General features: G+C 61.4%; 11 protein-coding genes. 8 read left to right on the forward strand and 3 right to left on the reverse strand.

All coding sequences use genetic code 11. The features are described 5' to 3' along the window. The first annotated feature begins 11 nt into the window (after positions 1–11). The 3 genes from GV832_RS14950 (at position 12) to GV832_RS14960 (ending at position 3,102) form a co-directional block, all read left to right on the forward strand. Positions 12–1,109 carry a tyrosine-type recombinase/integrase gene (locus GV832_RS14950; RefSeq protein WP_435531767.1) on the forward strand — a complete coding sequence of 366 codons (1,098 nt, stop codon included), beginning with the start codon at positions 12–14 and terminating at the stop codon, positions 1,107–1,109. A 135-nt stretch (positions 1,110–1,244) separates the two neighbouring features. Then, positions 1,245–2,147, forward strand: a complete 903-nt coding sequence (locus GV832_RS14955; RefSeq protein WP_168775692.1) for a tyrosine-type recombinase/integrase — start codon at positions 1,245–1,247, stop codon at positions 2,145–2,147. A 58-nt stretch (positions 2,148–2,205) separates the two neighbouring features. Next, positions 2,206–3,102 (forward strand): recombinase family protein, encoded by an 897-nt coding sequence (locus tag GV832_RS14960; RefSeq protein ID WP_168775693.1) that lies wholly within the window; start codon positions 2,206–2,208, stop codon positions 3,100–3,102. Positions 3,103–3,147: 45 nt separating this feature from the next. Here GV832_RS14960 and GV832_RS14965 read toward each other — a convergent pair whose 3' ends face one another. Both GV832_RS14965 and GV832_RS14970 read right to left on the reverse strand, forming a co-directional pair. After that, positions 3,148–4,143 (reverse strand): ParB/RepB/Spo0J family partition protein, encoded by a 996-nt coding sequence (locus tag GV832_RS14965; RefSeq protein ID WP_168775694.1) that lies wholly within the window; start codon positions 4,141–4,143, stop codon positions 3,148–3,150. Then, a complete protein-coding gene (locus GV832_RS14970; RefSeq protein ID WP_168775695.1) occupies positions 4,140–5,342 on the reverse strand; it encodes an AAA family ATPase in 1,203 nt (400 codons plus the stop codon). The genes GV832_RS14965 and GV832_RS14970 overlap by 4 nt, the downstream gene beginning before the upstream one ends. A 636-nt stretch (positions 5,343–5,978) precedes the next feature. On the opposite strand from GV832_RS14970, the gene GV832_RS14975 reads away from it, so the two are divergent. From GV832_RS14975 to GV832_RS14990, 4 genes are all read left to right on the forward strand, one after another. Next, positions 5,979–7,040 carry a replication initiation protein gene (locus GV832_RS14975; protein ID WP_168775696.1) on the forward strand — a complete coding sequence of 354 codons (1,062 nt, stop codon included), beginning with the start codon at positions 5,979–5,981 and terminating at the stop codon, positions 7,038–7,040. Positions 7,041–7,234: 194 nt separating this feature from the next. After that, positions 7,235–8,434, forward strand: coding sequence for a DUF932 domain-containing protein (locus tag GV832_RS14980; RefSeq protein ID WP_168775697.1), 1,200 nt, complete (start codon positions 7,235–7,237; stop codon positions 8,432–8,434). Between the two features lie 170 nt (positions 8,435–8,604). After that, on the forward strand, positions 8,605–9,072 hold the full coding sequence (locus GV832_RS14985) for a JAB domain-containing protein (protein WP_354001968.1): 468 nt from the start codon (positions 8,605–8,607) through the stop codon (positions 9,070–9,072). Between the two features lie 116 nt (positions 9,073–9,188). Further along, positions 9,189–11,327 (forward strand): ParB/RepB/Spo0J family partition protein, encoded by a 2,139-nt coding sequence (locus tag GV832_RS14990; protein WP_168775699.1) that lies wholly within the window; start codon positions 9,189–9,191, stop codon positions 11,325–11,327. A 62-nt stretch (positions 11,328–11,389) separates the two neighbouring features. Here the strand turns inward: GV832_RS14990 and GV832_RS14995 are convergent, their stop codons facing one another. Continuing rightward, positions 11,390–11,617, reverse strand: coding sequence for a hypothetical protein (locus GV832_RS14995; protein WP_168775700.1), 228 nt, complete (start codon positions 11,615–11,617; stop codon positions 11,390–11,392). Between the two features lie 696 nt (positions 11,618–12,313). Here GV832_RS14995 and GV832_RS15000 point away from each other — a divergent pair. Beyond that, entirely contained in the window at positions 12,314–12,637 is a 324-nt protein-coding gene (locus GV832_RS15000; protein ID WP_168775701.1) for a DUF736 domain-containing protein, read from the forward strand. Positions 12,638–12,695: the final 58 nt, after the last annotated feature.

Below are 12,695 nucleotides of genomic sequence, written 5' to 3' on the forward strand. Positions count from 1 at the left end.
TGCTCGACGGTATGACCGAAACGCCCGAGAAATCGCCTTCAGAACCCCCGGAACGTCCCGATCGCCATGAGCGGGACGACAGCGCTGATACGGAGCGCGACACGATCGCCCTGCCCTCCCATGTCGCTGGCTCGGGCACGCTCGACCGCCTGGTCGAAACGGCGCGTGACTATGCGCGTCAGGCGGCGTCGGAGAACACGCTGAAGGCCTACACCAAGGATTGGGCCCACTTCGCGCGCTGGTGCCGGATGCGTGGCGCGGACCCTCTCCCCTCGTCGTCCCAGCTGATCGGCCTCTACATCGCCGATCTGGCAGCGCCGAGCGGCAAAGCACCTGCCCTCTCGGCCTCCTCTATAGAACGGCGGCTGTCTGGCCTGACCTGGGGTTATGCGCAGCGCGGAGAGCGGCTCGACCGCAAAGATCGGCACATTGCCAGCGTCCTGGCTGGCATCCGCCGCAAGCACGCACGGCCACCAGCACAGAAAGAGGCCATTCTGCCGGAAGACCTGCGCGACATGCTGGCAACCCTCCCCCACGATTTGCGCGGCCTGCGCGACCGGGCGATCCTGCTGATCGGCTTTTCTGGTGGCCTGCGTCGGTCCGAAATTGTCAGCCTCGACCACGGCAAGGATGACACGCCTGACTCCGGCGGCTGGGTCGAGATCTTGGAGGACGGCGTGCTCCTCACCCTGCGCGGCAAGACCGGTTGGCGCGAGGTCGAAATCGCCCGCGGCTCATCAGATCAGACCTGCCCGGTCCATGCCCTGACGCAGTGGCTGCATTACGCAAGGATCGACTTCGGCCCGATCTTCGTCGCCACGTCACGCAACGGCCTGAAAGCTACGAGCGAGCGGTTGTCGGACAAGCACGTCGCCCGGCTGATCAAGTCCTGCGCCCGCGAGGCCGGGCTACGCCCTGATCTGCCTGAAGCCGAGCGCGTGCGGCTGTTCTCGGGCCATTCCCTGCGCGCAGGCCTTGCCAGCAGCGCGGAAGTTGATGAGCGCTACGTTCAAAAGCAGCTTGGTCATGCCAGCGCAGAGATGACCCGCCGATACCAGCGACGCCGCGACAGGTTCCGGGTGAACCTGACCAAGGCCGCAGGCCTGTAAGCCCCCTGCCCTTCCGTCGAGCCTTTGCTGAAATGCCAAGCTCCAACCAGACCGCTCAGGTTTCAGCTAATCGCTTCAATTGAAATCGGGAACCAAACGCGACAACGGGATCTGGCCTATATCGCAGCCTGGAAGATGGCATCCTTCGGCAGGCCGCTGGACTGGCCCGAGGAGGAGAAGGTCGCGCTGCGCTTCATCCTCGATCACGCACAGGACCTGACGGAAAAGCCCGGACCTGCTCAAGATGTGGCGATGGAGTTGATCGCTATCGGATTGCGCCGAGCGCTTTCCTGCCCTTCCCCTGCTACGCTGGACCGCCGGATCGCGAGCTGGCAGGCGTTTCATCGGATGCGCAATCTGCCCTCGCCTTTCTCGTCGCCTCTCGTGCAGCAGGCTCGTCAGAAGTCGCGGCGCGCCAATGCACGGCCGCGGGTGCCAAAGTCGCCCAAGCCAGTGACCCGCGACATTCTGGAAGCGCTGTTGGACACATGCGACGACAGCCATCGCGGTATCCGGGACCGGTCCATGCTGATGTTGGCCTTTGCCAGCGGCGGGCGGCGGCGGTCGGAGGTGACAGCTCTGAACGTCGAAGATGTCGGACTTGAAGATTTCGCCGCCAAAGGTCTTGTCTGGCTGCGCCTGCTGGAGACCAAGACCACAAAAAAGGATCAGGCTCCGCGCCTGCCGATGAAGGGACGAGCAGCCCGTGCTCTGGTGCATTGGCTGGACGTGACAAAGCTGACCAGTGGCCCGCTGTTCCGTCCCGTCTCCCTTTCCGACCGCCCCCTCCCCCGCCGCCTTGCCTCGGACGCGCTACGGACGATCCTGCGACACCGGTTGGAGCTCGCCGGGATGCCGGTAGACTTTGCGACCCCGCACGGACTGAGGGCAGGCTTTCTGACCCAAGCTGCACTCGACGGCGCCCCACTGGCCGCCGCGATGAAGCTGTCGCTGCACCGCTCTGCCGTGCAGGCCCAGAAATACTATGCCGATGTCGAGATCAGCGAGAACCCGGCGACTGACCTTCTAGGTGACTGACTTTGCAAGGAAACGGTCGTTTAGTGATGGTATCGGAAACTGCAAACGGCCTGTTTTGATGCCCCTGATCGGCTATGCGCGCATCTCGACAGAGGATCAGACCCCCCTGCCCCAGTCGCAGGCCCTGAAATCCGCAGGCTGCGCCGAGATCCATGAGGAACAGGCTTCGGGCGGAAATCGTGCCCGGCCGGTGCTGGCGCGGGTGCTGGAGCGGATCGGCAAGGGCGACACGCTTGTGGTGGTGCGCATCGACCGTCTGGCGCGGTCGCTCTCGCACCTCCTCGAGGTGATCGAACGGCTGGAGGCCAAGAGCGCCTTCTTCCGCTCGCTGACCGATCCCATCGACACATCCTCGCCTCAGGGCAAGTTCACCCTGCAGGTCCTGGGCGCCGCGGCCGAGTTCGAGCGCGCCCTGATCCGCGAACGCACCAAGGCCGGCCTGGCCAGCGCACGAACCAAGGGCCGGGTCGGCGGCAATCCGGGCCTCCGCGCCCGTGATCCGGCGGCGCTGCGAAAGGTGCGGCTGGCGCGACAGGACGGCTACATGGAACGCCTGAACGAGACGGCTCAGGATTGGGTGCCCCATGTCCGCCGCCTGCGGCCCGACATGGCCTGGGAGGACGTGCTGCGCATCGTCAACGGTCCCCTGCCCCGCGAGCGCCAGTGGACGCAAAGCCGCCTTTTGCGCGCCGTGAATGCCTATGTCAGCGATGGCTTTCTGCCCGAGACTGTGCTCGTCCGCGCCGGCCGCCGCGAGACCGACGACCGCCTGCCCGCCATCGTCGCCGCCATCAAGGGCGCGGACCCCGAGATCACACTTCAGGCGATCTGCAACCGGCTGGAGGCGATGCGCGAGCGCACGCCCCGTGGGCGGACAAGCTGGCAACCCTCCTCGGTGAAGATGCTGCTGGAGCGGGCTGAGAGGCTGGGGCTGTTAGAGCAATATACTGCCTAAGAGATTGTTTTTATTTTACTCTTTGGCATCTTGCCAGTTGGCAACTCACCTTTTTCCTTTGGGGCGGCCAGCAAGAAATGCATCAAATGCGACCCGGAGCTCTTCATCAGAAAGCTTTTCACTGAACTCTAGTATGACCTTCGAGCCGCGCTTCCGCAGCGTCACACCAGTACCGCCTTCAGCGCCGCGAAATACTTGCTCTGGCGGCCGCGTGCGCTTTGGACTCGATGCCGCACTCTTGAGGATAGACAGCACCTTTGAAGCCTCAATGGGAGTCCCCTTCCCTTCCCGAGCCGCAGCCTGCCTAGCGGCAACATCTTGCGCGGCCTCCAAGACTGCGGGTCCCGACTTTGGATCGGCCAAAAGCGGCTTTAGAGTCCGGGCATGGAGCTCCTTGATGTCACGAATGGACGCGTAAGCCGACACGATGATGTCAGGCAGCCTTGCCAAAGTAAGATACCGAGACAACCAGCCCTCGGAGACCTCAAGTCGCTCGGCCATCGCTTTCTGGCGACCACCATAGTATTGTTCAAGCGCACCCGCGTAGTCCTTCGCGCGCTCGAAGTCCGAGATGTCTTCCCGATCCCGATTCTCAACATCGGCAAGTCGAAACGCTTCCTCATCCGAAAGTTCGCGCACTTCCACGAGGTACCGGAACTGCGGATAGTTGTTTGCACGAAGCCAGGACACCGCGAAATGGCGTCTTGCTCCGCAGATCACTTCGTATTCAGCGGCCTGTCCTCTTCCCAACTTTCTGACGATGGCCGGGAATTCCTGCTGCCCTTGAGATCGGATCGAGTCGATCAGATCACGGCAATTGTCTTCATTCAAAAGCTCGTATGCGCGATTGTGCCGCTCCCACATCACACACAACGCCGGGTCAACCCAGCGAAGTACCTTTTCCTCTCGCTCGCCAACTTCGGCCAGCGCATTTGACCGACGAAGGAATCTGGTGCCACCACGATCATCTTCGCCCGGGGCGGCATCCTTGTTTAGGTCTTTGAGGACGTCTTCAAAGATCGCATCGTGACGTTTGCTCATAGGACTCCCTCCTTCCGAAGTGCGCGGTGGTGGCTTGGCCAGGTCTTTCGGGCCAGTGTCTCGACCTCCCGGCCGACCGCATCAAGATAAGCTCGGCAGCGCTTGTGAGTTTCCGTTCGCGTACTTGGACCGGTCAACTCATAGACGGTCGATAGGTTTGCCGTCGCGTTATCGATCTCGGCGCTGTCTTTCAGGACTGACTGGAGCATATCCTGGGGAAAGACTGCGTCCATCATGCGCTTGATGGCGACATGTGCTGACTTCTGGTCGTTCATTTTCGAAGCAAGAATCTTTACAAAGCTGTACGAACGCTCCCCGCCGAACTTCGCCAGTTCCGAGAGTGTTGCCTCCATCATCTTGAGGAAGTGGGCTGTGGAAGCAAAATCGATGTTGCTTGGCGGTGCTGGAATGAGAAGTGCGTTCGCTGCACGCAGGACGGAAAGGGAGATCATTCCGAGCGCCGGCGGTGGGTCCAGGAGCACAACGTCAAACTGATCCGAGATGCTGGCTATGCCGTCCCGAAGCCGGTCAAGGATGAAAGTGGGCTCTCGCGCCATCCGTGCGGCAAACTCGTACTCTGCGTCATAGAGTCCAAGGTTTGCCGGAATCAGAGCGATCCCTGGCCAATAAGTTGCGCGGAGAGCGTAGTGGAGCGACTTGGGCCCACCATGGCGCAAGAAAGGGTAAAGCGTGTCCTCTTCCTCATCGACATCAACGTCGGGGTTCATCCCGAAGATCGCAGTAGACGACGCCTGACTGTCACAATCGATCACGCAGACACGATAGCCCTTAAGCGCAAAGTATTGCGCCAGGTGACTGACAATCGTGGACTTGCCGACTCCCCCTTTGAAATTCTGGACAGCAAGGACAAGTGCCGGATCGTCTGGGGCGCGATGAGGTAGCGTGCCGAACACCTCGCGCATCTTGTTGACCTGGGCGAGTGTGTATCCAGTGCGCCGACCTGTGCCGTCATCCTTGTCCGGCTCTGGTAACCGTCCATCCGCCTCAGCATCCCGGATCGCTTTCTCTGTTCGTCCAACCATGTCCGCAGCCGTGCGAACATTGAAGCGAATTTCCAGGCGCTTCTCCGCATTCGGGGCGAAGACACGCTCTCGCAGCCTTTCGATCACAGTGGCCGCACGGCGCGTCAGTTGGGTAAGTTCGTTCAGCGTGACCGGGGGAAGTACGGTATCGTCCATCAGCTGCTCTCTGTGGTTTCTATGGGGAACCATGCGGGAAGTTCGCAGCGGCGTAAAGTTCGGAAATCGTGGGGTAGGACTGCAAAATTCGGAAATGCGCCTGTAGCCCGTCAACTATCGCTCATTTGGCACACGAAGCGTCAGAACCGGAAGTTGGGGTCAGGTTTAGGCTCTGAGCTATCCCAATATGTATGTCATTGGAAGCCGGGAGCTGCGGTCGAGCTAGCTCGCCTTGAAAAAAATATCCACAAGAAAAACCTCTTAGTTCAGATTCTCTTGGGTTCTAGTGTTCGCGATGACTAAGCTATTGATAAAAATATAAAAAGGATCTGAAGGCTTACGTTTTGGGCGGCAGCGCTTACCTTACGGGATGTGAGGACTTACGAATCGGGGCGGCAAGTCTTACATTTTGGCGCGTGGGCTAGCCTTACATTTTGGGTGAGCTGGTGTGCCTGGCGGGACGACGGCAATTTTTCCTTAGTTATCAGCCGCCTGCGAATCAGCCACGAATCATCTCCGCACGTAACTCTTACAAATTGGGTGACTTGCGTCGCCGGAGGGGTGTAGCCGAACCAAGGACCTTGATCGCTTACGCGCTTGGCGATACAAAAGTAAGGCAACTGAAGTACGGGTTCCATGGCTGACAAACCTTATCGCACCCTTGACGCTCGGCCAAGCGCCGATAGCCTGATAAAGCCAGGGGAGCTGGTTGACCTGATTGAGGTCACACCCCTCAGTCTTAACGACCGACGGATCTACAATCAGCTCCTCGAAAACGCTTGGGATGCAATCGACAAGCCCGTGAGCCATGTCATCTCGAAAGCAGCACTCCGTGGCAAGCACAATTCAAACGATCGTGTGGGTGAGAGCCTCGAGCGCCTGATGTCTGCTGTGGTGAAGGTTTCGGTGAACTGGGACGGTGGACCGGCTATTGAACGTGTCCAGCTGCTGGGGGGCAACATCGAAGCCCTACGCTCCGACGGGTTGATCGAGTATGAAATTCCTGCGCGTCTTCGAAAAATCATCGGCAACTCTACAGTCTTTGCACGACTGCAACGAGAGGTGATGTTCGCCCTTTCGTCGAAGTATGCTTTGACGCTTTACGAGATGGTGCAGAAGCGGGGAAATCTCCGCTGGCGCTCTTCCGAACGCTTCTCGTTGGAGGCTTTGCGGGGTATTTTGGGCGTTCCGAAGGGCAAACTCACTTCGTGGTCTAATCTCAAGCTCCGCGCCCTAGACCCTGCCGTAGCCGAGGTAAACGATCTCTCCGATTTCATGGTAGCCGTTGAGCCAATTAAGTCTGGCCGTAGCGTCACACATGTTGAGCTAAAGTGGTGGCGCAAGGATGAGGATGCAACAGGCGCAGCGGGTAGGGCACTGCAATTCTCGAAGGTCGGCCGGCGTGTGAAGGCAGCCGGAACCGAAGACCAGATCTTGCCGCCTGAATCCAAAGAGGTTTTAGGCGAAGCAAGGCTAAAGGCTCCAGGACTTAAGCCGCGGCCTGCGTGGCTACTGTCCCGCGGAACGCCGCTACGAACTGAGACATATGAGACCGCGCGGCTGCGACATGCTGGATATGACATCTACTTTGTGGAGGGTGAATGGCGGTCATGGGCAGCAGGGAAGCCTCCGGCCGATGACCCGGACAGAGCCTTCCTTGCGTTCTTCAGAAAGTACGCGGAGGCAAATCCAATCTAAGGTTGCCAGCTGGCAACTTTCTTCAAAAGTATTTAGTAACAATAGTTTAAGCGTTAAGTCCGTAAGGGGATGTTGCTTGGTTTGATCCGCGAGAATGTCTCGAGGCCGAATTGAGAGTTCGAGTTTGGCTGAGCTTCGAGTGACAGGCCAAGGCCGGGAGAGTGGCTCCCGGCGGCCGTCACGGAGTGATTGTCATGAACACGATGGAAATTCTGGACCCCGTTCGGCCAGTTCGGGCTGGTGGCTGGAAAGTGGATGTCTCCCAAGGGGAGCGGAACGGGCGGGTGTCGTCCGAATGGTTCAACCGGCCCGATGACGAGCGATATCTCTCGCTCGACGATCTCTGGGCCTCGGTGAAGGGTCGATCCGAGCGGAGCCGGTGCCGCGTCGTTGAGACGGCGGATATCCGGGTCGAAGCCGCGCGCGACAGTGCCGAGCGATTGCACTTGGTCCTCCCCAAGGCAAAGGAGCCGGTGGCACCGACACACTGGGCCTTTGGCCAACTCGCCAGCATCGTTGCTGCCCCGGCCTCCTATCTGCGGCAATTGCCCGCGCCGCTGGCGGGGATCAACCTGCAGTATGGGCTCAGCAATCACCGTGCCGAGCAGGTGAAAACCTTCGAAACAGAAGATGGCCGGACCGAACTGCGTGCGGTGACCGGTCCCGACTATGGCCGCATCCATGACCACGAACTAGTCGAGGCGGTGCAGCGGATCGCTGGCAATGGCACCGGCGACACGCGCTGGAAGGTGCCGGGCGTGCTCGACTGGTCTACCGGGGTCTACAACCCCGATGTCGAAATCAGCCGGGACACGACCACGTTGTACGCTTCGGATCGCGATGTGTTTCTGTTCCTGGTCGATGATCACAACCCCATCGAAGCGGGGCGTCTGGCCGACGGCTCGCCAGACCTCTATTTCAGGGGATTTTACTGCTGGAATTCGGAGGTCGGCGCAAAAACTCTTGGAATCGCTAGCTTTTACTTGCGCGCGGTTTGCCAGAATCGCAACCTATGGGGCGTCGAGGACTTCCAGGAAATCACCATCCGCCACTCGAAATATGCTGCCTCTCGTTTTGCGCAGGAAGCAGCACCAGCGCTGACGCGCTTTGCCAATTCTTCGCCGCAGGGTTTCGTGAACGGCATCAAGGCCGCGCGGCAGCAGATCGTCGCGCGGTCGGATGAGGATCGTGATGACTTCCTTCGAAAGCGCGGCTTCTCGAAGGCGGAGTCAGGCAAGATCATCGAGAAGGTGCTGATGGAGGAAGGCCGCCCGCCCGAGAGCATCTTCGACTTCGTTCAGGGAATCACGCGGCTTGCGCGCGACAAGACCCAGCAGGATGCCCGCCTCGACATGGAAGGCCGCGCCAAGAAGCTGCTCGACCGCGTCGGCTGAGCTTCGCGCCGGGGCAGGGGGCTGCACGGCCCTCTGTCCATCATAACCCCCGTCCGCCCTTCCCCTCCCGGCACTTCTTGCCACCGCAGCACGCTGCGGCTGGCTGAAGTTGCACGAGATCAACTCGTGAGCATTCCATGACACGTTTCTCTGAACACAGCACCGCCTTCATGCCGCGTCGCACAGGTCGCGTTGAACTGACCGCTTCGGAACAGGCCACAATCTTTGCCGCGCGCGAGATCCTGTCGCGCCACATCAACCGCAATCCTGTCCTAACTTCCTGGACTGCGGTCATGGATTATTGCGCCCTGTCGGTGATGGGCGAGGTCGAGCGGTTTCATGTCCTGTATTTGGACCGCAAGAACCGGCTCATCTCCGACGAGCGTCTTGGTACCGGCACCGTCGATCATGTTCCGGTTTATCCTCGTGAAGTCGTCCGGCGTGCCCTGGACCTCAATGCGTCCGCCCTGATTCTGGTACACAATCACCCGTCGGGCGATCCTGAGCCTTCGGACACCGATATCGCCATGACGAAGGAGGTTCAGAAGGCCTGTCAGGCCCTCGGTCTCGTCCTGCATGACCACATCATCGTCGGTGCCGGCCGAGAAGTCAGCCTGCGCGGTCGGGGGGATTTCTGATGACCGGCCCCGGGCGTGGCGGCCAAGTCGGTCAGAGGAAGAGAAGGGCAGGGGGGGGGGTCGACGGGTTGGAGACCGAGAGAGAGGCTCTCGGCGCCCGTCTGGAGATCGGTCCGATGACCAACATGCAGAAAATCACCCTCGCCTCGTCGCGGGATATCCCTTTCCACAACCTGGTCCTCAGCCAGTCCAACGTCCGGCGCGTGAAGGCCGGGCTCTCGGTCGATGAACTGGCCGAGTCCATCGCCCGCCGCGGATTGATCCAGAGCCTGCATGTCCGCCCGGTGATCGGCGAGGACGGAGCGGAGACCGGCAAGTTCGAAGTCCCCGCCGGCGGGCGCCGCTACCGCGCGCTGGAACTCTTGGTGAAGCAAAAGCGCCTTGCCAAATCGGCTCCGGTGCCCTGCATCGTTAGCGCGGCCGATGATGGCGTCCTGATCGACGAAGTCTCGCTCGCCGAGAATATCGAGCGTGCGCCGCTGCATCCGCTGGACCAGTTCCGCGCCTTCCAGGCCATGCGCGAGAAGGGAATGACCGAGGAGGCCATCGCTGCGGCCTTCTTCGTCGATGCGAAGGTGGTCAAACAGCGCCTGCGCCTCGTCACTGTCGCGCCCGTGCTGCTTGAGGTCTATGCCGCCGACGAGATGACGCTGGAACAGTTGATGGCCTTCACCGTCTCCAGCGATCACGCGCGTCAGGCGCAAGTCTGGGAGGCGGTGAAGAACTCCTGGTCGAAAGAGCCCTACCAAATCCGCCGCATGCTGACGGAAACCGCAGTACGGGCCTCCGACAAGCGTGTCCGCTTCCTCGGGCTCGCGGCCTATGAGGCCGCTGGGGGCTTTGTGCTGCGCGATCTCTTCCAGCAGGATGACGGCGGCTGGCTGCAAGACCCTGTCGTGCTCGAACGGTTGGTGGGCGAGAAGCTGAAGGCGGAGGCCGCGGTCATTGTTGGCGAGGGCTGGAAATGGATCGAGGTCGCCGTGGGCTTTCCCTATGGCCACACCATGGGCCTGCGCGAGCTTCTGGGCACCACGGTCGATCTGACGGACGCGGAGCGGGTCACCCGCGAAGCGCTGCGCGATGAATACCATCGGCTGGAGGCGGAATATGCCGAGGCCGAGGATCTGCCCGAAGAGGTCGACCAACGGCTCGGCGAAATCGAACGCCAGCTCAGCGCCTTCGATAGCCGCCCGATGGCTTTCGATCCGGTTGAGGTCGGCAGGGCAGGGGCCTTCGTCAGCATCGACAGCGACGGCAGCCTGCTGGTCGAGCGCGGCTTTGTCCGCCCCGAGGATGAAGCGCGCGCAGAACCCCTGGGCGATGCGAGTGATAGCGGTCCGGATGAGACCGGGTCGACGGACCCCAGTATCAGTGAACGTCACGCTCCGGTGATCAGCACGGCAGGCCACACGCCTCCACAAGAGGACGATGAGGACGAAGGCGATGCGATCAAACCGCTGCCCGAGCGTCTGGTCATCGAGTTGACAGCGCATCGCACGCTGGCGCTGCGAGATGCGGTGGCGAACAACCCGCGCATTGCGATGACGGCGCTTCTGCACAAGCTGGTCACGGACTGCTTCGTCTCCCGTGCCTCTGGAGCGGCGCTAGAGGCCAATGTGCGCGACATCCACCTGCCGGTGCAGGCCGCCGACCTGGCCGACAGCTATCCGGCGCAGAACATCGACGCGCGGCACTCTGCCTGGAAGGCGGACATGCCGCTGGGGCAGGGGGACGATGTACTCTGGGACTGGATCCACGCGCTGGACGAGGCCAGCCGTCAGGCGCTTCTGGCCCATTGCCTCAGCTTCGGGGTGAATGCCCTCTACGAGCGTCCAAACCCCTACAGCGGCATGGGGATCAGCCAGCACGGCCTCGACCGCCGCCTGCGTGAAGCTGACCGGTTGGCTCGCACTACCCGGCTCGATCTGGTCGAAGCGGGCTGGAAGCCGACGGTGGCCAACTACCTCGGTCGGGTCACCAAGAGCCGCATTCTGGAAGCCGTGCGCGAAGGGGTGGGCGAAGGCGCGGCCCAACTCATCGACCATCTGAAGAAGGGCGACATGGCACGCGAGGCCGAGCGGCTCCTCCACGGCTCCGGCTGGCTGCCCGAGCCGCTGCGTTTGGACGACCCGGACCTGGGGCAAGATATGGCGACAGAGGATGCCGGCGTTGAACTGCCCGCTTTCCTCACGGGCGACGACGAGACTCAGCCCGAAGACGACGAGGAGCGCCAGCAGCTGATCGCGGCGGAATGACCTTGAACGGGGTGGCTTCGGTCACCCCGTTTTTTCATGTGGGGGATTGAGAGGCGGGGCCTTCAGGCAAGGCGTTCGGAGTATCGCTTCTTCACGGCCCGGTTGATGAATTCGTTCAACCCATCGCCTGATCGCGCGAGGACGATCATGCGGTCGATATTGGCCTGGCCGGCTGACACCGAGGTGTAGCGATAGATCGCTCCGTCCTTGAACGCGACATCCACATGCGTGGAGCCGATGTCATAGGCACGGATGCCGGAATCTTGGTCCCAATCACGATATGGTGTCATTCGAGTCCCTGCGTCACAATATGCTGAAGAAGCATAGTGACTGTTCGTGTTTCGTTCAAGCTCAGGTGCATTTGCGGTGGCCCGGGGTTTCGACGTGCCTTTGCCATGCGATCATTGAAGCGGCAGGACATCGGGCGGGGGAGGAGGGCAAGGCCCTACGGCCGGATTGTCATTGAGGAGGGCTGTTGAACTCGTCGTGTCAGCCCGATCAGCCAGCGTCTTGGCCCAATCGCTGCCCTCGTTCGAGTATCGTTCGTTACCTGCCATCACGCTGGCAGACCTGAACCGGTGGGGTGGCGGGAGTCGCGCGGCGGCAGGGCAGGGGGATGTGCAAACCGGCCTGACCTAACCAGAGGTGATCCCATCGCCGGAAGTGCCTGACCTGTCTTTCCTGCCGGGCCTTCAGGGTCGCCTTGATCTCCGTGAATTTCTTGTCCCAGCCCGCGTCCAATCGGCCTCTGGTGATGGGCTGATCTGCCCGAAGGACGTCTTCGCCTCGACCGCTTCGGCGCAACAGCGTCGTCGCAACTTTCTTCCCCTGCCGGTGCGGGCACCGCCATTCCTCGCGAAGCAAGAAAGTTCCTCCTGTGCTGTCCAGCCCCCGTGAAGGGGGTGCGCCATCGGTCGCCTCCGGGCTGTCGATCGCCATCGAGGCCGCAAGGACGCGGGCCCGAAACAGCAAAACGGAGAAAGATCATGGCGACCATCGGCACCTTCAAGAAGACCGGCACCGAATACACCGGCGAAATCTTCACCCTCAGCCTGCAGGCCAAGGGCGTGCGCCTCGTCCCGACCTCGGGCGCCTCGGGCGAGAATGCCCCCACCCACCGGGTCCTGGTCGGCCGCGCCGAGATCGGCGCCGCCTGGACGAAGAAATCGAACGAGAACCGCGAATACCTGGGCCTGAAGCTGGACGATCCGAGCTTCGCGGCTCCGATCTACGCCAACCTCTTCGACGACGAAGACGGCGAGGGCGCGAGCCTGATCTGGTCCCGCCCCAACACCCGCCGCGGCGACTGATCGCCAAGGAAAAGGCCCCGGTCGAAAGACCGGGGCCGAAGGCCTCTTCCAGATCGGC

This window comes from Stagnihabitans tardus (assembly GCF_009925085.1).
GTDB classification, from domain to species: Bacteria; Pseudomonadota; Alphaproteobacteria; order Rhodobacterales; family Rhodobacteraceae; genus Stagnihabitans; species Stagnihabitans tardus.